The sequence below is a fragment of the Enterobacteriaceae bacterium Kacie_13 genome, assembly GCA_013457415.1.
GTDB lineage: Bacteria > Pseudomonadota > Gammaproteobacteria > Enterobacterales > Enterobacteriaceae > Rahnella.
The window spans coordinates 488,583-510,768 of record CP045665.1; the positions used below are offsets into that span (position 1 = coordinate 488,583).

A 22,186-nucleotide genomic window follows, 5' to 3' on the forward strand; every position below is an offset into this window, starting at 1 on the left:
ATCAGTTACTCTTTTTGGTCTGGCCACCGGCTGCTGCCGGGGTCTTTTCCTGCAACTGCGTCGGGACCAGGACGGTCGTGACACGTTTGCCTTTATCACTGAAAGCTTCCATCTGCTGCTTCTGCACCAGATAAGTAATGCGATCGCCTTTCACGTTACTGTCGAGCTGTTCCAGGTACGCGTTGCCGGTGAGGGTCACCAGATCGGTTTCCACTTCATAACGGACTTTCTGCGCGTGGCCTTTGATCGGCTTGCCGTTGTCCTGCAACTGGTAGAAAGTCACCGGATTGCCGTAGCCTTCGACCACTTCTTTGCCGGACACGCCTTGCGGACGGATCACGACCACTTTATCGGCTTTGACCTGAATCGACCCCTGATTCACCACTACGTTACCGGTAAAGGTCGCCGTGTTGGTGTTCACATCCAGTGCCTGATTGGCGGAATCAATGGTGATCGGTTTCGTCGTGTCATCTTTGAGCGCGAACGCCGGAATGCTGACGGCCAGCAAGGAGCCTGTGATCAGAAGATTACGGATTTTATTTTTTACTTTGAATTTCATAAGAGGTCGTTACCTTTTCGATCAGCTCTGCTGTTTTATCACGCAGATTACCACGCATTTTCATGCCGTTAGATGTAAAACCTGTACCGTAAAGCGTCACTTCATCGTCTGAGGCAACGTCTTGTGTCGTCAGGTTAACCTGTGCATTGTCCGTTTTGATTCTTTGCAGCTGTGATGTTTCCGGCGTCAGGCTATCTGCCTGAACATGCCCATAAAGATAGAGCATTTTATCCTGAGTCATCTTGGCTTTATCAGAACGCAGCACCCAGGTTGGAACTTTATTTTTGTCATACATGGTCGCCACCGGGTTGGTAAACCAGGTTACCTGATCGGTGGTGTAGTATTTGACCTGATCGGAGACCAGTTTGTACGTCAGACTACCCAGCGGGTCATACACCATTGTAACCGTGTGGGAGCTTTGATAGGTCGGATCCTGATCGTTAACCGCCTGCGGTGCGTCATCGGAGTTGTCCGACAGTGACCAGCCAATCAGCACCAGAACAATGGCTGTCAGAACCAGAATGATCCAAAGTCTTGTTTTATTCATATCGACAGCCCTTTGGCGTCCTCCAGCTTGCCCTGCGCCAGCAGAATCAAATCACATAATTCGCGAACTGCGCCACGACCCCCGGCAATGCGGGTCACGTAATGTGCCTTTGGCAACAGGATAGGATGTGCGTCCTGAACCGCGACGGACAGACCCACTTCGGCCATCACCGGCCAGTCAATCAGGTCATCACCGATGTAGGCGACTTCCTCTGCCCGAAGCGACAGTGTATCTAACAGTTCGCGGAAGGCCAAAAGCTTATCTGACTGCCCCTGATACAAGTGACGGATCCCGAGGGTTTTAGCGCGATCTTCCAATAATTTTGCATTGCGGCCTGTAATAATGGCGACCTCAATGTCAGAAGTTAGCAGGCAACGGATACCATAGCCGTCGCGAACGTTGAAACTTTTCAGCTCTTCTCCCTGATTTCCCATGTAGATCAGGCCATCAGACATGACGCCGTCCACATCGCAAATCAGCAGGCGAACCGCTTTCGCCCGTTCAAGCACGTCGGTGCTGACCGGACCGTAGCAGGTATCCACCAGGGCTGCGTGATTACTCATTCAGGGCATTCCTCAATTAAACTACGCCAGCGCGTAGCATGTCGTGCATATGTAACACACCCAACAACTGGTCACCATCAGCAACCATCACACAGGTAATGTGTTTTTCCTGCATTAAATTCAGCGCATCGACAGCCAGCAGGGAAGGACGCACGCGAACGCCGCCGGTGGTCATCACATCCGCAATGGACGCCGTGTTGATATTGACGCCCATGTCGAAAATCCGGCGTAAATCACCGTCGGTGAAGATACCCTGAATTTTCATCAGGTCGTCACAGATGACAGTCATTCCCAGATTCTTACGGGTGATTTCCAGCAGGGCATCACGTAAAGACGCATCGCGGCTGACGTGCGGAATTTCATCACCTGAGTGCATGATATCGCTGACGCGCAGCAGGAGTTTGCGACCCAGTGCTCCGCCGGGATGCGACAGGGCGAAATCTTCCGGCGTAAAACCGCGTGCTTCAAGCAGCGCAACGGCAAGGGCATCGCCCATCACCAATACTGCCGTGGTGCTGCTGGTTGGCGCTAAGCCGAGCGGGCAGGCCTCTTTAGGCACCCGCACGCAAAGATGCACGTCGGCTGCTTTCCCCATGGTACTTTCGGGGTTCGCGGTCATGCAGATAAGCGTAATAGCTAAACGCTTTAATACCGGGATTAGCGAGAGAATTTCATTCGCTTCGCCGGAGTTGGAAATCAGGATCACGACGTCCTGTTTGGACACCATACCGAGATCGCCGTGGCTGGCTTCCCCCGGATGGACAAAGAATGCCGGGGTACCCGTACTGGCGAAGGTGGCAGCCATCTTACGTCCGATATGGCCTGATTTACCCATTCCCATCACCACGACTTTACCGGTGCAGGCGAAAATCTTCTCACAGGCACGGGTGAAATCCCCGTTGATGTATTGATCTAACTGCTCAAGTCCTTCACGTTCTGTTTTCAGCACTTCACGTCCGACAGCCTGGAAATCAAAGTCGGAGGCGAGGATATCGTTAGCCATAGTCAATTCCTGACAGAGTTCAGAGGCCAATGCCGTCCGGTTGAAGGAACAGCACTGCCATATAGGCGATAAATCCACAGAGTAACAGTGCACCGGCTAAATGACCGATACGGTGTTTTCGCATCAGGCACAGCCCGGTAAGTACTATACTGACCGCCAGCATGACCCAGTAATCGCGATGAAACGCATCCGGGTTGAACGAGCCTGGTGCCACCAGCGCGGGTAATCCCAGCACCAGACAGGTATTAAAGATATTCGCGCCGATAATGTTACCCAGCGCAATGTCGTCTTCACCTTTGAGAGCACCGGCAATAAACGTCGCCAGTTCCGGCAGGCTGGTTCCGATGGCAATCACCGTCAGGCCAATCACCAGCTCGCTGACGCCAAAATAACGGGCAATTACGGTACTGTTATCGACAATCATTCCTGATGCCAGCGGCATAATGATAAAGCCCAGTGCCAGCCACAAAAACGCCACGGTGTTACTGCTGTCGGAGGGCAGTTCGGACATCTGCTCATAGGTCAGCGTATCGAGCCCTTCTTTTTCGGCCGCGCGGGCGATTTTAATCACCAGCATCATAAAGGCTGCGGCGCTGGCCAGCAGCAAAACACCATCAACGCGGCTGAGTTCTCCGTCACTGAGCAGAAAACCGCAGAGCCCTGTGACCAGTAACAATAGAGGGAGTTCGCGGCGTAATATATCAGAACGCACGGAAAGTGGATGAATCAGGGCCGCACCGCCCAAAATCAGAAGAATATTAATGATATTGGAACCAATTGCGTTTCCGACCGCCAAATCCATTTGATCATTCATGGCGGCAGTAGTGGAAACGACCAGTTCAGGAAGGGAAATCCCGACGCCGACGACGGTCATCCCGATGATAAGCGGTGGCATACCCATCGAACGTGCTAATACTGCGGCTCCGTACACCAGACGATCGGCGGCATACACAAGAAGTAAGAGGCCGACAATCATCAGTACGATAGCGAGAAGCATGAAACATCCTTTCTTGGGTATAATGCGAGGTTCGTTGCCCAAACGGGCAGGCGATTCCTTCGTCAACATAAGCAGGTGCAATATTTTGTCTGAAAAGTGCGCCAGCAGTTCCCGGTATGTTAGACGATGAAGGCTTTTATCTTAAACTGGTAATTGGTTGATTTTGACCGTCTGTGGCGGAAAAGTAAATCGATGGCAACTTTGGTAACGAAACTGGGGTAAGTTTTTGTAAAAATACCAACGTTATACAACACGGCTTGCGGGCCAGACGTATTCTTAGCGAAAGTAATTTAAGCGGAAGTCGTCTTTAGCAAAGGCATTCCGAAGGGATAAACGAATGAGTCAAAGCGAGTCGAATCTGGTTGAGATCAAGGGCATGAGCTTCGTGCGCGGCGATCGTCCCATTTTCGAAGAGATAAACATGACGGTGCCGCGAGGCAAAATCACCGCCATTATGGGGCCTTCAGGGATCGGTAAAACGACGTTGCTGCGCCTGATTGGCGGTCAGCTGACGCCGGACAGCGGTGAAATCTGGTTCGACGGGGACAACATTCCGACTCTTTCGCGCCGCAAGCTGTATGAGTCCCGTAAGAAAATGAGCATGTTGTTTCAGTCCGGTGCATTGTTTACTGACCTCAATGTGTTCGAGAATGTGGCGTTTCCGCTGCGCGAACACAGTAAATTGCCCGAAGCCTTACTGCGCAGCACGGTGACCATGAAGCTGGAAGCGGTGGGTTTGCGCGGTGCTGGTGAACTGATGCCTGCTGAATTATCCGGCGGAATGGCCAGACGCGTCGCACTGGCGCGTGCTATTGCGCTTGACCCGGAACTTATCATGTTCGATGAGCCGTTCGTCGGGCAAGATCCCATCACTATGGGCGTGCTGGTTAAACTGATTGATGAGCTGAACCATGCGCTTGGCGTCACCTGTATCGTGGTGTCTCACGACGTGCCCGAAGTACTGAGCATTGCGGATTACGCCTATATCGTGGCTGCACAACATGTCATTGCTGAAGGAACGCCTGAGGAGCTACAAAACAATCCTGATCCGCGCGTTCGTCAGTTCCTTGACGGCATTGCCGATGGACCGGTGCCTTTCCGTTTCCCGGCCGGTGATTACAAAGCCGAGTTGCTCGGATAATGGAGTTTCCTATTTATGTTTACTAAGGCGCTAGCCTCAGTTGGGCGTCGCGGGATACAAACCTGCGTCTCTTTTGGCCGTGCGGGTCTGATGCTCTTTCGGGCACTGGTCGGTAAGCCACAATTCGCCAAGCAGTGGCCGTTGCTCATCAAGCAACTCTACAGCGTTGGCGTACTTTCCCTGTTGATCATCCTGGTGTCCGGCCTGTTTATTGGCATGGTGCTAGGGCTACAGGGCTATCTGATTTTAACCACCTACAGTGCTGAAGCCAGCCTGGGCATGATGGTCGCGCTTTCTTTGCTGCGCGAGCTTGGCCCTGTGGTGACCGCCTTACTGTTTGCCGGTCGTGCCGGTTCTGCCTTAACCGCAGAGCTGGGCCTGATGAAAGCGACGGAGCAAATCTCCAGTCTGGAAATGATGGCGATCGATCCGCTGCGCCGCGTTGTGGCACCGCGTTTCTGGGCCGGTCTGATTTCCATGCCTTTGCTGACGGCAATATTTGTCGCTGTTGGGATCTGGGGCGGATCGCTGGTCGGCGTGGACTGGAAAGGTATCGACAGCGGTTTCTTCTGGTCAGCGATGCAAACCGCGGTAGACTGGCGGACTGACTTGCTTAACTGCCTGATTAAAAGCCTTGTTTTCGCGATCACTGTGACCTGGATTGCGCTGTTCAATGGCTATGATGCGATCCCGACGTCCGAAGGGATCAGCCGGGCAACGACACGTACTGTGGTGCATTCGTCACTGGCGGTGCTGGGATTAGATTTTGTGCTGACAGCACTGATGTTTGGAAATTAAAACCATGCAAACGAAAAAGAGTGAAATCTGGGTTGGCGCATTTATGATTATCGCATTGATTGCGGTGGTCTTCCTGTGTCTGAAAGTCGCTGATATCCGCTCCATCGGTTCGGAACCCACTTACCGTATTTCTGCGGACTTCGACAATATCGGTGGCCTTAAAAGCGGTTCACCGGTGAAAGTGGGCGGCGTAGTGATCGGTCGTGTCAGTAGCATCACGTTGGATAAAAATTATTCTCCGCGTGTCGAAATGAATATTGACCAGAAGTACAACCAGATCCCAAGCACCAGTACGCTGGCGATCCGTACCTCCGGTTTACTGGGCGAACAATTCCTGGCACTGAACATTGGTTTTGAAGATCCTGAGATGGGAACGACTATCCTTAAAGAGGGAGGCGTCATTCAGGACACCAAATCAGCGCTGGTTCTTGAAGACCTGATAGGTCAGTTCCTTTACAAGAGCGGTGATGGAAAGGCCGACCCTGATGTGGGCGAGGCACCTGCTGCAAATGCCACACCTGCACCTGATGCTAATACCGCGCCACAACCGGCTGCGCAGTAAGCATTTGGCATCGTGGATTCTCCAATAAAGAGGAAGTTAGAATGTTTAAACGTTTAGTAATTGCTGCGCTGCTGGTGGTGATGGCTCCGATAGCCAATGCCGCTGTGGATAAAACCAATCCCTACAGCGTGATGAATGAAGCAGCGAACAGGACTTTCACCCGTCTTAAAAACGAGCAGCCGAAAATTAAGCAGGATCCCAACTATCTGCGTCAGGTCGTGCGCGACGAGCTTCTGCCGTATGTGCAAATCAAATATGCCGGTGCGCTGGTGTTAGGTCGTTATTACCAGCAGGCTACTCCTGCGCAGCGTGAAGCCTACTTCGCGGCGTTCAGCGATTACCTGCAGCAGGCTTATGGCCAGGCGCTGGCGCTGTACAACGGTCAGAGCTATCAGGTTCAGCCTGAACAGTCTTACGCCGACAAAGACATCATAGCTATCCGCGTGACCATCACCGATCCAAACGGCCGTCCTCCGGTTCGTCTGGACTTCCAGTGGCGTAAAAACAGCCGTACCGGTGAGTGGCAGGCATATGACATGATTGCCGAAGGCGTCAGCATGATTTCCACCAAGCAAAATGAATGGGCGGATATCCTGCGTCAGAAAGGGATTGATGGTCTGACTGCACGTTTGAAACAGGCTGCTGCACAACCGATTACTCTGGATCAAAAATGAGTGATGCCCTGCGCTGGGAATGCCAGCCGCCGCTGCTGACGTTGCAGGGCTGCCTGGATCGCGAAACGCTGTTGCCGGTCTGGGATGCGCGTAAATCGCTGCTGGCCGGCGTCACGCGTCTGGATGTCTCCGGGCTGGTTCGTGTGGATTCTTCCGGTCTGGCGTTGCTGGTTCATTTGCGTCAGGAAGCCAGTCAGCAAGGAGGGTCCCTGACCCTTGAAGGTGTTACCGACCGGTTGAGTACGCTGATTGCGCTGTATAACCTTCAGGACATTATTCCTGCTGGTTCCTTCGCTCACGCGGCCGGTCAGTGAATAAAGAATAGTGAGTGGTTACGGTAAGTTAGCCAATTTGCCGTGAACTGCGAACGTAAAGACCTCAAAGCCCCTGTGCGAAACTCTTCCTCAGGGGCTTTTTCGTGGTTTAAGATTTGCCCCGATCCCTATAAGATACCGGGCTGTTATGATCCTTCAGAAGAATAGATCCCTATGGAAACGAATGAAATTAAAGAAGTGCTGATGAACGCTTTGGCACTGGATGAAGCCCACATTACTGGCGATGGCAGTCATTTTCAGGCCATTGTCGTTGGTGCGATGTTTGATGGCATGAGCCGCGTGAAAAAACAGCAGACCGTTTACGCCCCGCTGATGGAATACATCGCCGACAATCGAATTCACGCACTGTCTATCAAGGCGTATACCCCAGAAGAATGGGCGCGTGACCGTAAACTGAGTGGGTTATAAGACTGTCGGGCTTCCGGCAGCTTCCTCGTCTTTGACTCGTATTTGAACCTCATACAAGAGAGCAGTCATAATGGATAAATTCCGTGTACAGGGTGGGACGCGCTTAAACGGCGAAGTCATCATCTCTGGTGCAAAAAATGCCGCACTTCCTATTTTGTTTGCCGCACTGCTCGCAGAGGAGCCGGTTGAACTTCAGAACGTTCCTCACCTGAAAGATATTGATACCACCATCAAGCTGCTCGGTCAGCTTGGCACCAAAATTGAACGCAACGGTTCTGTGTTCGTGGATGCCAGCGGTGTGAACGAATTTTGCGCGCCATACGATCTGGTGAAAACCATGCGTGCCTCGATCTGGGCACTCGGTCCTCTGGTCGCGCGTTTTGGGCGTGGTCAGGTTTCCCTGCCGGGCGGCTGTGCGATTGGCGCGCGTCCTGTGGACCTGCACATTACCGGGCTGGAGCAGTTGGGCGCGACGATCGTGTTGGAAGAAGGCTACGTGAAAGCCTCTGTCGATGGCCGCCTGAAAGGCGCGCACATCGTGATGGATAAAGTCAGCGTGGGCGCGACCGTTACCATCATGAGTGCTGCCACACTGGCTGAAGGTACTACCATCATTGAAAACGCCGCACGTGAGCCGGAAATTGTTGATACCGCCAATTTCCTCAACACGCTGGGCGCAAAAATTACCGGCGCGGGTACGGATAAAATCACCATCGAAGGCGTTGCACGTCTGGGTGGCGGTGTGTACCGCGTGGTCCCTGACCGCATCGAAACAGGGACTTTCCTGGTGGCGGCGGCGATTTCCGGTGGCAAAGTGACCTGCCGCGAAGCGCGCCCTGACACGCTGGATGCCGTGTTGGCTAAACTGCGTGAAGCCGGCGGCGACGTGGAAGTCGGCGAGGACTGGGTCAGCCTGGATATGCACGGCAAACGGGCTAAAGCGGTCACCTTCCGCACTGCGCCTCATCCGGGTTTCCCGACCGATATGCAGGCGCAGTTCAGCCTGCTGAATCTGGTGGCAGAAGGCACCGGTGTTATCACCGAAACTATCTTCGAAAACCGCTTCATGCATATTCCTGAGCTTATTCGTATGGGTGCTCACGCGGAAATCGAAGGCAGCACGCTGATTTGTCATGGCGTTGAAAAGCTGTCTGGCGCGCAGGTGATGGCGACCGATTTACGCGCATCAGCCAGCCTGGTTCTGGCGGGTTGTATCGCAGAAGGCGTCACCGTGGTTGACCGTATTTATCATATCGATCGTGGCTATGAGCGTATCGAAGATAAACTGCGTCAGCTGGGTGCGAAAATTGAGCGTTTCAAAGGCGAGTAATTCTTAAGCCTGACGCAATAAAAAAGCCGGAAGGGGAAACCTTTCCGGCTTTTTCGTTTGTGCGGTTTAGAATCAGTGGTCGGGATATTCCTGCACGGTGACCTGCAATGTCAGTTTGTCACCGTTGCGCATGATTTCCACCGGGATGACGGTGCCGGGGCGCACTTCAGCGACCTGATCCATTGTTTCGATAGCGGAAACTGCTGGTTTGTTATTCACGTTAACAATGACGTCGCTGACCCGCATACCGGCATTGGCGGCCGGACCGTTGGCTGTCACTTCGTTCACGACGATACCCTGAATGCGATCCAACCCGCTGTTCGGCCCGTGCAGTGGTGACACTTCGCGGCCGCTGATCCCGATATAACCACGAATAACGCGCCCGTCGCGGATCAGTTTACCCATCACTTTTGTCGCCAGTGCGGTAGGGATGGCAAAGCCGATCCCCTCCGGCGTCGCGCCGTCGTTGCTCTGGTCAAAGGACAACGTATTGATGCCTACCAACTCGCCGAGCGAATTGACCAGCGCGCCGCCGGAGTTACCCTGGTTGATCGAGGCATCGGTTTGCAGGAAGTTCTGACGACCGGACGGGCTGAGGCCGATACGGCCTGTGGCGCTGATAATACCTTGTGTCACCGTCTGCCCGAGATTGTACGGGTTGCCGATCGCCATCACGATGTCGCCGACGTGCGGATTGCGGTTCGGGTTAATCGGGATGACTGGCAAATTCCCGGCGTTGATTTTCAGCACGGCCAGATCGGTCAGGCTATCGGAGCCGACCAGCAGCGCTTCGAATACCCGGCCATCCTGCAACGCGACAATAATCTGGTCAGCATTGTTGATCACGTGCTTGTTGGTGAGGATATAGCCGTTGTCATTCATGATCACGCCGGAACCCAGCGTGCGGATCTGTAATTCGTTTTGCGAGCTGTTACCCATGTTGCGGTTATATACGTTAACTACCGCCGGCGCGGCGTGGCGTACGCCTGAGTTATAGCTGACCGGTTCTTCGCTGGTTTGGGTAAAATCACGTGTAAACAGCGGTTCTGTGATGTTTTTACGCAGCATAGGCACCGCCGCCAGCAAAATACCGGCAACAATCAGACCAATAACAGCGGATCTCAATAGCTTAACAAACATGAGTGTATGGGGTACGAGAGGAAAAGTGATTGAAGAATAGCACGAGTTAATCGGACGCAGCAGCACCTGCGTCCGATTTTCAACGCTTTACGGCATCAGCAGGTACATATTTTGCCCTTTGCGCATAATGCTCAGAGCGATCAGGTCCGGTTTGGTTTCAAGGATTTTGCGGAACGCCGCCAGATTGTCGGTGGATTCACGGTTTATGCCGATGATCACATCGTCTTTCTCCAGACCCACCTGTTCAGCCGGTGTGCCTTTTTTGACGTCTTCCACCTTCACACCTTTACCGGTTTTTGCATCCACATCGCTGAGCGTCACGCCTTGCAGTGCCGGATTGATCTTCTCAAGGCTGACTTCCACCGCCGGGCTTTGGGCCAGCGTGACATTGATGGTTATCGGCTTTCCTTCGCGCAGTAAACCAATTTGCATTACCACGCCAGGTCCGGCAGTACCGACTTTGGCGCGCAGCTCTGCGAAGCTGCTGAGAGTTTTGCCCTGCAACGTAATTAATACGTCGCCGGATTTTATTCCCGCTTTGGCCGCCGCTGAGTCGGGCAGCACTTCATTGACGAATGCGCCGCGCTGACTGTCCAGTTTAAACGCCTGTGCCAGTTCGGGGGTCATTTCGCTTCCGCGGATCCCGAGCAGGCCACGTTTAACTTCGCCGAACTCAATCAACTGGTGGCTCAGGTTTTTCGCCATGTTTACGGGGATAGCAAAACCAATCCCGATGCTGCCACCCTGAGACGAGAGGATCGCGGTGTTGATCCCGATGAGCTCGCCTCTCAGATTCAGCAGTGCGCCACCGGAGTTGCCACGGTTGATGGAAGCATCCGTCTGAATAAAGTTTTCCAGCCCTTCGAGATTCAGCCCGCTGCGTCCGAGTGCGGAAATAATCCCCGACGTGACGGTCTGCCCCAGTCCGAAGGGATTTCCGACCGCGACGGCGAAATCACCCACCTGCAAGGCATCTGAATCAGCCATCGCGATTTGCGTCAGGTTTTTCGCGTCAATCAGCTGGATCACAGCAATGTCTGACTGGTCGTCTTTGCCAATCAGTTTGGCTTTATATTCACGACCATCGTTGAGCTGGACGGTAATTTTGTCGGCATTGTTCACCACATGGTTGTTGGTGAGGACATAGCCTTTGGCGGCATCAATGATGACGCCTGAGCCCAGCCCTTCGAACGGCTGCGCACCCTGATTAGGTTCCGGGTCTTGCTGACCAAAGAAAAATTTGAATTCGGGAGGTACGTCCGTACTTGGCGGCTGTGTGCCTGAAACCTGAACGCTAACCACGGCGGGCAATACTTTTTCAAGCATTGGCGCCAGACTAGGCAGAGGTTGCCCTTGAACGGCCATCGGCAAAGCAGCACTTGCCATTGGCGTAGAAGCGAAGGTTAATCCAAGACTAACAGCTAAGACACTGAGCAAAAAAGACTTTTTCTTCATCAGGATAACTCTCTCGCTTTCTGTAATGGGTGTCTTTTATCGACAATCGAACGATGATTCACAGCACGGGAAGGGGCAGGCCTGGAGACGGTGCATGCGCAGGGCATGCCCCGTAGTTGTCCCGGCGCCAATGAACACCGATGCCGGGCAATGTCGCGTCTGTTATTTACGGACAGGACGTTCGCCGCGCAGCAGACCCGATGCACCATCAGAGTAATCGCGTGGCATCTGAACCGGTGCCTGATCATTGTCGGCTTCAGAACCGGTCAGACGGTAGTTAAACGGATTATCCTGTGCAGGCATGTCCGGCAACAGGTTGTTGGAGCTCTTCGCCATGTGCTGATAAAGCTGGCGGTAATCCGTCGCCATGTTATCGAGCAGTTCGGCGCTGCGCGCAAAGTGGCCGGTCAGTTCTTGACGGTATTCGTCGAGTTCTGCTTTGCTTTTCTCCAGCTCATTTTTCATCACTTGCTGATCGCGTAATTGACGATTGCCAAAGCGCATCGCCACCGCACCAATTGCGATACCGACCACTAATCCAATGAGTGCATACTCCCAGGTCATAATGACTCCTATTTTGACTTCGTTGTCCCGCAGGGCTTTTTCACGTAACTTTTATGACTTAACTTTTTTACACAATGGTTTTAACGTTATTGTCACACGCATTCGTCATGCAATAGCTCCACTATAACCGTTAACCTTGTCTGAGTGGAATCCTGCCGTCACAATCACCGCAGTCCAGCGCTTTTTTCGCGTGCAGACTGAGGGTAAAAGCAGCGAACCGACGGCAAAAAAGCGGCTAAACGACGTGAAAAACATTAAAATTTTTTCTCAGGGACGTTAACTAACATGCAACCCAAATCACCCCTTATCCTTTATCAGAACGCTGTTGATGCCGGAGAGTTCCAGCCGGACGCCGTTCAGAAGCAGGCTGTGGCCCAGCTTGATGCCATTTATCAGGCGCTGAGTGCCAGCACAGCACCCCCTGTTCAACCCGCCAGCCGCGGCGGCCTGTTCGGACGCCTGTTCAGTAAAGCACCGGTAAAAACCTCGCAGCGTCCGGTTCAGGGATTATATATGTGGGGCGGAGTAGGGCGAGGCAAGACCTGGCTGATGGATTTGTTTTTCCACAGTCTGCCGGGTGAACGTAAGCTGCGCCTGCATTTTCACCGTTTTATGCTGCGTGTGCATGAAGAGCTGACGCAGTTACAGGGGCAGGAAGATCCGCTGGAGGTGATCGCCGATCGCTTCAAGGCCGAAACCGACGTCCTGTGTTTCGACGAGTTCTTTGTTTCTGATATCACTGATGCCATGCTGCTGGCGACATTGTTACAGGCGCTGTTTGCCCGTGGTATCACGCTTATCGCTACGTCTAACATTCCGCCGGATCTGCTGTACCGCAACGGGCTGCAACGCGCGCGCTTCCTGCCGGCAATCGATCTGATTAAAGAATACTGCGACGTGCTGAATGTTGATGCGGGTATTGACTATCGACTGCGCACACTCACACAGGCCAATCTGTGGCTTTCACCGTCGGGTGCGGAAACGACCGATGCCATGTATTCAATGCTAGGCAAGTTGACCGGCAATCACAGCGGCTCAGCCGATACAAAACCGGTGCTGGAAGTTAATCATCGCCCGATGCAGGCAATTGCCGCTGTTGACGGCGTGCTGGCGGTAGAATTTCATACCCTTTGCGAAGAAGCGCGCAGCCAGCTCGACTACATCGCGCTGTCGAAAATCTATCACAGTGTGTTGCTGCATAATGTGCCGGTAATGGGCGCGGACAGCGAGAATGCAGCACGGCGTTTTCTGGCGCTGGTGGATGAGTTCTATGAACGTCACGTGAAGCTGGTGATCTCTGCCGCGGTGCCCATGTTTGAAATATATCAGGGCGAGCGGCTGAAATTCGAATATCAGCGCTGCCTCTCGCGCCTGCAGGAGATGCAGAGCGAGGAATATCTGAAACGACCGCATCTTCCTTGATCCTGTTGATTAAAAGACAGGCGATAAATCGCATAAAAAAGAAACGGTGCATCCTGTTAAGGTGGCTGGCAGACTGACTTCAGGGAATTATGATTTTTCGTCAAAAAGGGTTCGCTCTTTGCGGGAGACTTCTCTATAATCTTGCGACCCCACGTTACTACAAAGTTTTTTTCCCGAAACTTTATAAGTGCCAGCATTGGCTATTCGAAGGGGTAGGTTTGCTGGACGATGGTCGTGTGAACCTCAAATACTTATTTTATAAACAAGTAAGCGTTCGGGTGTTCGCCAACGTGTAACTTTAATTGGGTAAGCTTTTAATGAAAACTTTTACAGCTAAACCGGAAACCGTACAACGTGACTGGTTCGTAGTTGACGCTACCGGCAAGACCTTAGGTCGCCTGGCCACTGAACTGGCCCGCCGTCTGCGTGGCAAACATAAAGCGGAATACACTCCGCACGTTGATACTGGTGATTACATCATCGTTCTGAACGCAGAAAAAGTTGCTGTTACCGGCAACAAGCGTAACGACAAGATCTATTACCATCACACCGGCCACATCGGTGGTATCAAGCAAGCGACCTTTGAAGAGATGATCGCTCGCCGTCCTGAACGCGTGATCGAGCTCGCGGTTAAAGGCATGTTGCCAAAGGGCCCGTTGGGTCGTGCAATGTACCGTAAAATGAAAGTTTACGCGGGTAACGAGCACACTCATGCGGCGCAACAACCGCAAGTTCTTGACATTTAATTCGGGATTATAGGCAATGGCTGAAAATCAATACTACGGCACTGGTCGCCGCAAAAGCTCCGCCGCTCGTGTTTTCATCAAACCGGGTAGTGGTAACATCGTAATCAACCAGCGTAGCCTGGAACAGTACTTTGGTCGTGAAACTGCCCGCATGGTAGTTCGTCAACCTCTGGAACTGGTCGACATGGTTACTAAATTTGACCTGTACATCACTGTTAAAGGTGGTGGTATCTCTGGTCAGGCTGGCGCTATCCGTCACGGTATCACCCGTGCACTGATGGAATATGACGAAAATCTGCGTGGCGAACTGCGTAAAGCAGGCTTCGTTACTCGCGATGCTCGTCAGGTTGAACGTAAGAAAGTCGGTCTGCGTAAAGCACGTCGTCGTCCTCAGTTCTCCAAGCGTTAATTTTCTGCTGCTTATGCAGCACAGTGCTACGGCACGAAAATCAACGTCAAAAACCCGGTGCTATACCGGGTTTTTTTATGCCTGTCATTCCGCTATGGCTTGCAAAAACAGGCTTAAATGATTTTCAGATACACAATTCACCACGAATTCATCTCGCCGTTCCCACAGCACGCGTAAAATCTGGTAAACTATCACACACTTTTGTGCCTATTCGCCGAGCAGTTGACGTTGCCGCGCTTCCTGGCTAGGTTCGCCTTGCCAACGGTTGTCTATGAAACTACGGAACAAAAACTGCAGGCTGGCGATAAAATGATTGTTCAGGATAGCAGCCTGACAGTTGGCTATTCGCTGTATAATTCTAGATAACTTGGAGGTTTTCATGGCTGTCGCTGCCAACAAACGTTCGGTAATGACGCTGTTTTCCGGCCCGACCGACATTTTTAGCCATCAGGTACGTATCGTACTGGCCGAAAAAGGTGTCAGTGTCGAGATTGAGCAGGTTGAGATGGATCACCTGCCCCAGGATCTTATTGACCTCAACCCTTATCGCACCGTCCCAACGCTGGTCGATCGTGAGCTGACGCTGTTCGAATCCCGTATCATCATGGAATATCTTGATGAGCGTTTCCCGCATCCACCATTGATGCCGGTCTATCCGGTAGCGCGTGGCGAGAGCCGTCTGATGATGCACCGCATCGAAAACGACTGGTATTCTCTGATGCGTCAGATTGAGAACGGTACCGCCGCCGAAGCCGACGCAGCGCGTAAGCAATTGCGCGAAGAGTTGCTGGCCATCGCACCGATCTTCTCTTACATGCCTTACTTCAAGAGTGAAGAATTCAGCCTGGTCGATTGTTATCTAGCTCCGCTGTTATGGCGTTTGCCAGAGATGGGCATTGAGCTGTCTGGCACCGGCTCTAAAGAGCTGAAAGGCTATATGACACGCGTCTTTGAACGTGATGCATTCCTGGCTTCCCTGACCGAACCCGAGCGCGAAATGCGTTTGCACACACGGGGTTAAGGTATGGAGATGAACGACATGTCTCCGCGCCGGCCTTACCTGTTGCGGGCTTTTTATGAGTGGTTACTCGATAACCAGCTCACCCCGCACCTGGTGGTTGATGTGACGATGCCCGGCGTCATGGTTCCGATGGAGTTTGCACGTGATGGACAAATTGTCCTGAACGTGGCACCTCGCGCCGTCGGTAATCTTGAACTGGGTAATGACGATGTACGTTTCAACGCCCGTTTTGGCGGTGTGCCGCGTAACGTATTCGTGCCGATCGCTGCCGTACTGGCGATTTACGCCCGTGAGAACGGTGCCGGTACCATGTTCGAGCCTGAGCCTGCTTACGAAGCTGAAGGTGCCTTTGCGGGTAACCTGAGCAACGATGAGACTTCTGAGCCGACCATGTCAGTCATTGACGGTGATTTGCCTGATGTGAGTGAAGAAGGCCCGGATGACGAGCCGCCAACGCCGCCACGCGGTGGCCGCCCGGCATTACGCGTCGTGAAGTAATCGTTCGTCAGATTGATTCTGGTTTGCACTACTGCCTGACTGAAACCCTGCGTTGTTCGCGGGGTTTTTTATTGCCCAGACCCCACGGGGCTCTCCTTTCGCCAGTGCAGATTTGCTGTGTTATCATTCAAAAAGTCATTCGCAAACGTTCCATTAATAATGGTCTGATCCCGACGCTATGAGCACATTCGACGAACAACCGCCAGAAACCAGTGACACCTTCGGGCATGCAATGCGCCGCCGTCCGCTCGCGCGCAAGAAGCTTTCAGAGATGGTGGAAGAAGAACTGGAGCAAATGATCCGCAGGCGCGAATTTGCTGAAGGTGAACAACTGCCGTCAGAACGTGAGCTGATGACCTTTTTCAATGTTGGACGTCCCTCCGTGCGTGAAGCACTGGCTGCACTTAAACGCAAAGGGTTGGTGCAGATTAGTAACGGTGAACGCGCCCGCGTTTCACGTCCTTCGGCTGAAACCATCATCAGCGAGCTCTCAGGTGTGGCGACAGACTTTCTGGCGCGTCCTGAAGGGATTGCCCATTTCGAACAGCTGCGGATGTTTTTCGAATCCAGCCTTGTGCGGTACGCCGCTGAATGCGCTACCGACGAGCAGATTGAACGTCTGGGCAAAGCGCTGGAAATGAATAGCCAGTCGCTTGATGACAACGAGCTTTTCATTCGCTCAGATATTGAATTCCACCGTGAACTGGCTGAAATCCCGGCGAACCCGATCTTCATGGTCGTGCATGTAGCCTTGCTGGACTGGCTGATTGCAGCGCGTCCTGCTGTAGCGCAGGAAGAATTGCATGCGCATAATAATGTCAGCTATCAGCAGCACATCGAAATCTTCAACGCTATCCGTTCGCGTGATCCTGATGCTGCGGATGCTGCGCTTAAAGCGCATCTTAAAAGCGTATTTGCGGCCTATTACGCAGCACCGCGTAAGCACGGCTTGAAGACAAAACTGGTCTGAACTGAGATCTTCCCCGCATTCTTCTTGATCACCGCTGATCAACCATAATTATTTCATATGGCAGAGATCACATTCTGAGCCTTCAGTTGTATTGTGTTTGTTTTTTGGTCTGGTATAACAGGTATAAAGGTATATCGATGTGCCTGTAAACCAACAACCATGAGGCGTTTATGAAACAGAATCTGCGGGGCGTGATGCCGGCATTACTCACTCCTTTTAATCAGCAACAGCAAGTAGATACCGACAGCCTGCGCCGTCTGGTGCGTTTCAATATCGAACAGGGGATCGATGGCCTGTATGTCGGCGGCTCCACGGGCGAAGCTTTCCTTCAAAGCTCACAAGAGCGCGAACAGGTGCTGGAAATCGTAGCGGAAGAAGCAAAAGGGAAGGTGACATTAATCGCGCATGTCGGTGCAATCAGCACCCGTGAAAGTCAGACTCTGGCTGCCGCCGCCTGCCGTTACGGCTTTGATGCTGTCTCCGCAGTCACGCCTTTTTACTACCCTTTTAGCTTCAATGAACATTGTGATCACTACCGTGCCGTGACGGATTCTGCCGAAGGCCTGCCTATGGTGGTCTATAACATTCCCGCACTCAGCGGCGTGAAACTGACACTGGAGCAAATTAATACGCTGATCACACTGCCCGGCGTTGGTGCGCTCAAACAAACTTCCGGTGACCTGTACGAAATGGAGAAAATCCGCCGTGCGCATCCAGATCTGGTCCTCTATAACGGTTATGACGAAATCTTTGCCTCCGGCCTGCTGGCGGGGGCGGATGGCGGAATTGGCAGCACATACAACGTGATGGGCTGGCGATACATGGCTATCAAACAAGCCGTGCAGGAAGGGGATGTGCGACGCGCAATGCATCTGCAAAGTGAGTGCAACAAGGTCATCGATCTGCTGATTAAAGCGGGTGTCTTCCGCGGGCTGAAAACGATTTTGCATTATATGGATATCGTTGCCGAGCCGCTGTGTCGCAAACCTTTTGGGCCGGTGGATGAACATTATCTGCCCGCGCTTAAGGCACTGGCTGCGCAGCTTCAGGCAGAACGTACCTCGTTCTGATCCCTGCTCCCTGCTCCCTGATGCCGGTTTGTCCGGAATCAACAATACTCTATCAGTCCTAACCAAAGGGCGGGTTAATACTAATCCGTCCCGGGGGTGATTTATGCGTAACAATGCCCGACAGATCTCATGGTTTCGCCTTTTGACTAAACCGCAATGGAAAGCATTTTCGGCCGCATGGATTGGCTACCTTTTGGATGGTTTTGATTTTGTCCTTATCGCATTAGTGCTGACAGAAATTAAAAGCGAGTTCGACCTGACGGGCGTGCAGGCGGCGAGTCTGATTTCTGCGGCGTTTATATCCCGCTGGTTTGGTGGATTACTGCTCGGTGCAATGGGCGATCGTTACGGTAGAAAGCTGGCGATGATCACCAGTATCGTGCTGTTTTCTATCGGGACATTGGCCTGCGGCTTCGCTTCTGGTTTCACGATGATGTTTTTCGCCCGTCTGATTATCGGTATAGGCATGGCAGGCGAATACGGTTCGAGTGCCACATATGTCATTGAAAGCTGGCCGAGACATTTGCGCAACAAAGCGAGCGGGTTTCTGATATCCGGGTTCTCGGTGGGCGCGGTGGTTGCCGCGCAGGTTTACAGCGTGGTGGTCCCGGTCTGTGGGTGGCGCGCGTTATTTTTCATCGGCATCTTACCGATTATTTTCGCCCTCTGGCTGCGTAAGAATATACCGGAAGCAGAAGACTGGAAGGTGAGATTCGCTCATAAGAAACCGGCCAAAACCATGGTGGATATTCTCTATCGCGGCAAGTATCGGGTCACCAACGTGGGTATGACGGTCGTCGCCGCTATCGCGTTGTATTTTTGTTTCGCGGGAAACGTGGGCAGTGCGGTAGTGATTACGATACTGGGACTCCTGTGTGCGGCGATTTTCGTTAGCTTTATGGTACAAGGCAGCGGCAAACGCTGGCCGACGGGTGTATCGCTGATGGTCGTCGTCTTCTTTGCCTTTCTGTACTCATGGCCGATTCAGGCGCTATTACCGACATACTTAAAAACCGAACTGGCTTATTCACCCACGCTGGTGGCTCATGTGCTGTTCTTCAGTGGCTTTGGTGCCGCGGTAGGTTGCTGCGTGGGCGGCTTCCTTGGCGACTGGCTGGGAACGCGTAAAGCCTATGTGTACAGCCTGCTGGCCTCTCAGTTATTGATCATTCCGGTATTTGCCATTGGCGGCGGAAATATATGGGTATTGGGATTACTGTTGTTCCTGCAACAAATGCTGGGGCAGGGCATCTCGGGCATTCTGCCTAAACTGATCGGGGGGTATTTCGATACCGAACAGCGCGCAGCAGGCCTGGGCTTTACCTATAACGTCGGCGCGCTGGGTGGCGCTCTGGCACCGGTGATTGGGGTGACAATTGCACAGCGTTTGGATCTTGGTACTGCACTCGCATCGTTGTCCTTCGGGCTGACTTTTGTGGTGATCCTGCTGATCGGGCTGGATATGCCCTCACGCATTCAGCGCTGGATCCATCCTGAAGCATTACGTACGCATGATGCGATTGATGGCAAACCTTTCAGCGGCGCAGTGAAAGTGAAGCCGGAAAGTACAAAAACCGGGTTGATCAGAAACTGAATTTTTGAGGGTTTCCAAATGACGACACTGGTGATTGATATCGGTGGCACTAAACTTGCGGCTGCGTTAGCAGACAGCGGCTTGCATCTCACCCGGCGCCGGGAAATCCCGACACCCGCCAGCAGGACAGCAGATGCTTTGCATACTGCACTGGCTGAACTGATTGCACCGCTGGTTTCACAGGCACAGCGGGTCGCGATCGCTTCTACCGGCATCATTAAGCAGGGTGTTCTGACGGCGCTGAATCCGGATAATCTCGGCGGTCTCAGCCATTTTCCGCTGGTGGAGGCGATTTCCCGGCTAACCCAACTTCCCTGTATAGCGATAAATGACGCTCAGGCTGCCACCTGGGCCGAGTATCATTCACTTACAACGGATATCCGGGATATGGTGTTTCTCACTGTCTCGACCGGCGTAGGCGGCGGAATTATCAGTAATGGAAAGTTACTCACAGGCGCCGAAGGACTGGCGGGACATTTTGGCCATACGCTGGCGGATCCTCTGGGGCCACGCTGTGGTTGCGGCCGGATAGGGTGCGTGGAGGTAATGGCCTCAGGGCGTGGAATGGCCAACGCTGCACGAGGCGATTTAGCCGGCAGTACGGCAAAACAGATTTTTGCCCATGCAGCTGCGGGAAATTTGCACGCGCAAGCACTGATCTTGCGTTCGGCCCGAGTGCTGGCACGTCTGATTGCAGATATCAAAGTGGTGACGGATTGCCAGTGTGTCATTATTGGCGGAAGTATTGGTCTGGCCGAAGGCTATTTAGGGCAGGTGAAAACCTGTCTTGATGAAGAGCCTGAGGTGTGTCGCGTGCCACTATCCCGAGCGAAACATCAGCATGACGCCGGTTTGCGGGGGGCCGCTTTACTGGCGCGGGAAATGACGTGTTGATTGATTCCGCTTGAAAAAAAAGGGGCTGTCATCGCTGGCAGCCCCTTTTTAATGACCTGATGGATCAGACTTCGAGGAAATTCATAATGCCTTCAGCGGCTTTACGCCCTTCGGCAATTGCCGTGACCACCAAATCGGAACCGCGAACCGCATCGCCACCGGCGAAGATTTTCGGGTTGCTGGTCTGGAAAGCGTTATCACTGCCTTCCGGTGCCACGATGCGACCCTGAGTATCCAGTTCGACATCGTGTGCAGCCAGCCATTCCATTTTGTGAGGGCGGAAACCGAAGGCCATCACCACGGCGTCTGCTTCCATCACATGCTCGGAACCGGCAACAATCTCAGCGCGGCGGCGGCCATGCGCATCCGGTGCACCCAGTTCGGTACGCGCCATACGCACGCCGCAGACACGACCAGAGTCATTGAGTTCAATGCTAAGAGGTTGCAGGTTGAACTTGAACTCTACGCCTTCTTCACGCGCGTTCTTCACTTCGCGGCGTGAGCCCGGCATGTTCTCTTCGTCACGACGGTACGCACAGGTCACGTGAGTCGCTCCCTGACGGATCGAGGTACGTACGCAGTCCATCGCGGTGTCACCGCCGCCCAGCACCACCACGCGTTTCTTGTCCATGGTGACGTAAGGTTCTTCCTGACTGTCATCGTAGCCCATCAGCTGCTTGGTGTTGGCGATGAGGAACGGCAGGGCATCGTACACGCCCGGTGCATCCTCGTTCGCCAGACCACCGCGCATGGACTGATAAGTCCCGACGCCGAGGAACACAGAATCGTATTCTGCCAGCAGGGCGTCGATGGTGATGTCTTTGCCGACTTCAGTATTGAGCTGAAATTCGATCCCCATCTCCGTGAAGATTTCACGACGCTTGGTCATCACCGATTTTTCCAGCTTAAAGGCCGGAATACCGAAGGTCAGCAGGCCGCCGATTTCCGGATGACGGTCATATACCACTGCTTTGACGCCGTTACGGGTCAGTACGTCGGCACACGCCAGCCCGGCAGGACCCGCGCCGATAATCGCCACACGTTTGCCTGTCGGATGAACGTGAGACATATCCGGACGCCAGCCCATCTCGATGGCTTTGTCGCTGATGTAGCGTTCGATGTTACCAATGGTCACCGCGCCGAACTCATCGTTCAATGTGCAGGAACCTTCGCAAAGACGATCCTGCGGGCAGACGCGCCCGCAGACTTCCGGCAGGCTGTTGGTCTGGTGTGCGAGGTCGGCGGCTTCCATGATGCGACCTTCGTTTGCCAGCTTCAGCCAGTTCGGAATGTAGTTGTGTACCGGACATTTCCATTCGCAATAAGGGTTACCACAGGACAGACAGCGGTCTGCCTGCGATGCAGCCTGAGTTGCTGAGAAAGGCTCGTAAATTTCCACAAACTCAATTTTACGGATCTTCAGCGCTTTCTTAGGCGGATCAACACGCTGTAAGTCGACAAATTGATAAACGTTTTGACTCATCTT

Annotated in this window: 26 protein-coding genes; 17 read left to right on the top strand and 9 right to left on the bottom strand. The window is 53.1% G+C overall.

The window, feature by feature from the left end:
* Position 1: 1 nt before the first annotated feature.
* From lptA to GE278_02245, 5 genes are read right to left on the bottom strand one after another with little or no spacing between them, the layout of a single operon-like run.
* Entirely contained in the window at positions 2-559 is a 558-nt protein-coding gene (gene lptA, locus GE278_02225) for a lipopolysaccharide ABC transporter substrate-binding protein LptA (protein ID QLK59669.1), read from the bottom strand.
* A complete protein-coding gene (lptC, locus tag GE278_02230; GenBank protein QLK59670.1) occupies positions 537-1,106 on the bottom strand; it encodes an LPS export ABC transporter periplasmic protein LptC in 570 nt (189 codons plus the stop codon). The genes lptA and lptC overlap by 23 nt, the downstream gene beginning before the upstream one ends.
* The gene (kdsC, locus tag GE278_02235) at positions 1,103-1,669 is read right to left on the bottom strand and encodes a 3-deoxy-manno-octulosonate-8-phosphatase KdsC (protein QLK59671.1); all 567 of its coding nucleotides are present in this window, start codon (positions 1,667-1,669) and stop codon (positions 1,103-1,105) included. Before kdsC ends, lptC begins: the two co-directional genes overlap by 4 nt.
* 16 nt (positions 1,670-1,685) lie before the next feature.
* Positions 1,686-2,672 (bottom strand): arabinose-5-phosphate isomerase KdsD, encoded by a 987-nt coding sequence (gene kdsD / locus GE278_02240; GenBank protein QLK59672.1) that lies wholly within the window; start codon positions 2,670-2,672, stop codon positions 1,686-1,688.
* 19 nt (positions 2,673-2,691) lie between these two features.
* Positions 2,692-3,669 (bottom strand): calcium/sodium antiporter, encoded by a 978-nt coding sequence (locus tag GE278_02245; GenBank protein QLK59673.1) that lies wholly within the window; start codon positions 3,667-3,669, stop codon positions 2,692-2,694.
* Between the two features lie 337 nt (positions 3,670-4,006).
* Here GE278_02245 and mlaF point away from each other — a divergent pair, with 337 nt between their 5' ends.
* The 7 genes from mlaF (at position 4,007) to murA (ending at position 8,917) form a co-directional block, all read left to right on the top strand.
* On the top strand, positions 4,007-4,810 hold the full coding sequence (gene mlaF / locus GE278_02250; GenBank protein QLK59674.1) for a phospholipid ABC transporter ATP-binding protein MlaF: 804 nt from the start codon (positions 4,007-4,009) through the stop codon (positions 4,808-4,810).
* 15 nt (positions 4,811-4,825) lie between these two features.
* Positions 4,826-5,608 (top strand): lipid asymmetry maintenance ABC transporter permease subunit MlaE, encoded by a 783-nt coding sequence (gene mlaE, locus GE278_02255; protein QLK59675.1) that lies wholly within the window; start codon positions 4,826-4,828, stop codon positions 5,606-5,608.
* Between the two features lie 4 nt (positions 5,609-5,612).
* Positions 5,613-6,170, top strand: coding sequence for an outer membrane lipid asymmetry maintenance protein MlaD (gene mlaD, locus GE278_02260; GenBank protein ID QLK59676.1), 558 nt, complete (start codon positions 5,613-5,615; stop codon positions 6,168-6,170).
* A gap of 41 nt (positions 6,171-6,211) precedes the next feature.
* The gene (gene mlaC / locus GE278_02265) at positions 6,212-6,844 is read left to right on the top strand and encodes a phospholipid-binding protein MlaC (GenBank protein QLK59677.1); all 633 of its coding nucleotides are present in this window, start codon (positions 6,212-6,214) and stop codon (positions 6,842-6,844) included.
* The gene (mlaB, locus tag GE278_02270; protein QLK59678.1) at positions 6,841-7,158 is read left to right on the top strand and encodes a lipid asymmetry maintenance protein MlaB; all 318 of its coding nucleotides are present in this window, start codon (positions 6,841-6,843) and stop codon (positions 7,156-7,158) included. Before mlaC ends, mlaB begins: the two co-directional genes overlap by 4 nt.
* A 174-nt stretch (positions 7,159-7,332) precedes the next feature.
* Entirely contained in the window at positions 7,333-7,587 is a 255-nt protein-coding gene (gene ibaG, locus GE278_02275) for a BolA family iron metabolism protein IbaG (GenBank protein ID QLK59679.1), read from the top strand.
* Between the two features lie 70 nt (positions 7,588-7,657).
* The gene (gene murA / locus GE278_02280) at positions 7,658-8,917 is read left to right on the top strand and encodes a UDP-N-acetylglucosamine 1-carboxyvinyltransferase (protein ID QLK59680.1); all 1,260 of its coding nucleotides are present in this window, start codon (positions 7,658-7,660) and stop codon (positions 8,915-8,917) included.
* Positions 8,918-8,989: 72 nt separating this feature from the next.
* Here murA and degS read toward each other — a convergent pair whose 3' ends face one another.
* The 3 genes from degS to GE278_02295 all read right to left on the bottom strand — a co-directional run bounded on the left by degS (position 8,990) and on the right by GE278_02295 (position 12,076).
* Complete coding sequence (gene degS / locus GE278_02285; protein ID QLK59681.1) at positions 8,990-10,057, bottom strand: outer membrane-stress sensor serine endopeptidase DegS; 1,068 nt, start codon at positions 10,055-10,057, stop codon at positions 8,990-8,992.
* 87 nt (positions 10,058-10,144) lie between these two features.
* Positions 10,145-11,512: a Do family serine endopeptidase gene (locus GE278_02290; GenBank protein QLK59682.1), complete on the bottom strand. Its 1,368-nt coding sequence runs from the start codon at positions 11,510-11,512 to the stop codon at positions 10,145-10,147.
* 162 nt (positions 11,513-11,674) lie between these two features.
* Positions 11,675-12,076: a DUF1043 family protein gene (locus tag GE278_02295; GenBank protein ID QLK59683.1), complete on the bottom strand. Its 402-nt coding sequence runs from the start codon at positions 12,074-12,076 to the stop codon at positions 11,675-11,677.
* A gap of 285 nt (positions 12,077-12,361) precedes the next feature.
* Between GE278_02295 and zapE the strand changes: the two genes are divergently transcribed.
* The 10 genes from zapE (at position 12,362) to GE278_02345 (ending at position 20,700) form a co-directional block, all read left to right on the top strand.
* Positions 12,362-13,498, top strand: coding sequence for a cell division protein ZapE (gene zapE, locus GE278_02300; protein ID QLK59684.1), 1,137 nt, complete (start codon positions 12,362-12,364; stop codon positions 13,496-13,498).
* An 89-nt stretch (positions 13,499-13,587) separates the two neighbouring features.
* Positions 13,588-13,794, top strand: coding sequence for a hypothetical protein (locus GE278_02305; protein QLK59685.1), 207 nt, complete (start codon positions 13,588-13,590; stop codon positions 13,792-13,794).
* Positions 13,795-13,815: 21 nt separating this feature from the next.
* The gene (gene rplM / locus GE278_02310; protein ID QLK59686.1) at positions 13,816-14,244 is read left to right on the top strand and encodes a 50S ribosomal protein L13; all 429 of its coding nucleotides are present in this window, start codon (positions 13,816-13,818) and stop codon (positions 14,242-14,244) included.
* A 16-nt stretch (positions 14,245-14,260) separates the two neighbouring features.
* The gene (gene rpsI, locus GE278_02315; GenBank protein QLK59687.1) at positions 14,261-14,653 is read left to right on the top strand and encodes a 30S ribosomal protein S9; all 393 of its coding nucleotides are present in this window, start codon (positions 14,261-14,263) and stop codon (positions 14,651-14,653) included.
* A gap of 379 nt (positions 14,654-15,032) precedes the next feature.
* The gene (sspA, locus tag GE278_02320) at positions 15,033-15,674 is read left to right on the top strand and encodes a stringent starvation protein A (GenBank protein QLK59688.1); all 642 of its coding nucleotides are present in this window, start codon (positions 15,033-15,035) and stop codon (positions 15,672-15,674) included.
* 3 nt (positions 15,675-15,677) lie between these two features.
* The gene (sspB, locus tag GE278_02325; protein ID QLK59689.1) at positions 15,678-16,172 is read left to right on the top strand and encodes a ClpXP protease specificity-enhancing factor; all 495 of its coding nucleotides are present in this window, start codon (positions 15,678-15,680) and stop codon (positions 16,170-16,172) included.
* Between the two features lie 178 nt (positions 16,173-16,350).
* Positions 16,351-17,142: a transcriptional regulator NanR gene (nanR, locus tag GE278_02330; GenBank protein ID QLK59690.1), complete on the top strand. Its 792-nt coding sequence runs from the start codon at positions 16,351-16,353 to the stop codon at positions 17,140-17,142.
* Positions 17,143-17,312: 170 nt separating this feature from the next.
* Positions 17,313-18,212 carry an N-acetylneuraminate lyase gene (gene nanA / locus GE278_02335; protein QLK59691.1) on the top strand — a complete coding sequence of 300 codons (900 nt, stop codon included), beginning with the start codon at positions 17,313-17,315 and terminating at the stop codon, positions 18,210-18,212.
* A 103-nt stretch (positions 18,213-18,315) separates the two neighbouring features.
* Positions 18,316-19,806 (top strand): MFS transporter, encoded by a 1,491-nt coding sequence (locus GE278_02340; protein ID QLK59692.1) that lies wholly within the window; start codon positions 18,316-18,318, stop codon positions 19,804-19,806.
* Between the two features lie 18 nt (positions 19,807-19,824).
* Positions 19,825-20,700 (top strand): ROK family protein, encoded by an 876-nt coding sequence (locus tag GE278_02345; GenBank protein QLK59693.1) that lies wholly within the window; start codon positions 19,825-19,827, stop codon positions 20,698-20,700.
* A gap of 64 nt (positions 20,701-20,764) precedes the next feature.
* Here GE278_02345 and GE278_02350 read toward each other — a convergent pair whose 3' ends face one another.
* Positions 20,765-22,183, bottom strand: a complete 1,419-nt coding sequence (locus GE278_02350; protein QLK59694.1) for an NAD(P)-binding protein — start codon at positions 22,181-22,183, stop codon at positions 20,765-20,767.
* Positions 22,184-22,186 lie beyond the last annotated feature (3 nt).

Coding starts and splice junctions, on each gene's coding strand:
- GE278_02340 (QLK59692.1), top strand. CDS start 18,316: ATGCGTAACAATGCCCGACAGATCTCATGGTTTCGCCTTTTGACTAAA.
- mlaD (QLK59676.1), top strand. CDS start 5,613: ATGCAAACGAAAAAGAGTGAAATCTGGGTTGGCGCATTTATGATTATC.
- kdsC (QLK59671.1), bottom strand. CDS start 1,669: ATGAGTAATCACGCAGCCCTGGTGGATACCTGCTACGGTCCGGTCAGC.
- mlaF (QLK59674.1), top strand. CDS start 4,007: ATGAGTCAAAGCGAGTCGAATCTGGTTGAGATCAAGGGCATGAGCTTC.
- lptC (QLK59670.1), bottom strand. CDS start 1,106: ATGAATAAAACAAGACTTTGGATCATTCTGGTTCTGACAGCCATTGTT.
- rplM (QLK59686.1), top strand. CDS start 13,816: ATGAAAACTTTTACAGCTAAACCGGAAACCGTACAACGTGACTGGTTC.
- kdsD (QLK59672.1), bottom strand. CDS start 2,672: ATGGCTAACGATATCCTCGCCTCCGACTTTGATTTCCAGGCTGTCGGA.
- murA (QLK59680.1), top strand. CDS start 7,658: ATGGATAAATTCCGTGTACAGGGTGGGACGCGCTTAAACGGCGAAGTC.
- GE278_02245 (QLK59673.1), bottom strand. CDS start 3,669: ATGCTTCTCGCTATCGTACTGATGATTGTCGGCCTCTTACTTCTTGTG.
- sspB (QLK59689.1), top strand. CDS start 15,678: ATGGAGATGAACGACATGTCTCCGCGCCGGCCTTACCTGTTGCGGGCT.
- GE278_02295 (QLK59683.1), bottom strand. CDS start 12,076: ATGACCTGGGAGTATGCACTCATTGGATTAGTGGTCGGTATCGCAATT.
- lptA (QLK59669.1), bottom strand. CDS start 559: ATGAAATTCAAAGTAAAAAATAAAATCCGTAATCTTCTGATCACAGGC.
- GE278_02350 (QLK59694.1), bottom strand. CDS start 22,183: ATGAGTCAAAACGTTTATCAATTTGTCGACTTACAGCGTGTTGATCCG.
- rpsI (QLK59687.1), top strand. CDS start 14,261: ATGGCTGAAAATCAATACTACGGCACTGGTCGCCGCAAAAGCTCCGCC.
- zapE (QLK59684.1), top strand. CDS start 12,362: ATGCAACCCAAATCACCCCTTATCCTTTATCAGAACGCTGTTGATGCC.
- GE278_02305 (QLK59685.1), top strand. CDS start 13,588: ATGATTTTTCGTCAAAAAGGGTTCGCTCTTTGCGGGAGACTTCTCTAT.
- GE278_02290 (QLK59682.1), bottom strand. CDS start 11,512: ATGAAGAAAAAGTCTTTTTTGCTCAGTGTCTTAGCTGTTAGTCTTGGA.
- ibaG (QLK59679.1), top strand. CDS start 7,333: ATGGAAACGAATGAAATTAAAGAAGTGCTGATGAACGCTTTGGCACTG.
- nanA (QLK59691.1), top strand. CDS start 17,313: ATGAAACAGAATCTGCGGGGCGTGATGCCGGCATTACTCACTCCTTTT.
- degS (QLK59681.1), bottom strand. CDS start 10,057: ATGTTTGTTAAGCTATTGAGATCCGCTGTTATTGGTCTGATTGTTGCC.
- mlaE (QLK59675.1), top strand. CDS start 4,826: ATGTTTACTAAGGCGCTAGCCTCAGTTGGGCGTCGCGGGATACAAACC.
- mlaC (QLK59677.1), top strand. CDS start 6,212: ATGTTTAAACGTTTAGTAATTGCTGCGCTGCTGGTGGTGATGGCTCCG.
- mlaB (QLK59678.1), top strand. CDS start 6,841: ATGAGTGATGCCCTGCGCTGGGAATGCCAGCCGCCGCTGCTGACGTTG.
- nanR (QLK59690.1), top strand. CDS start 16,351: ATGAGCACATTCGACGAACAACCGCCAGAAACCAGTGACACCTTCGGG.
- GE278_02345 (QLK59693.1), top strand. CDS start 19,825: ATGACGACACTGGTGATTGATATCGGTGGCACTAAACTTGCGGCTGCG.
- sspA (QLK59688.1), top strand. CDS start 15,033: ATGGCTGTCGCTGCCAACAAACGTTCGGTAATGACGCTGTTTTCCGGC.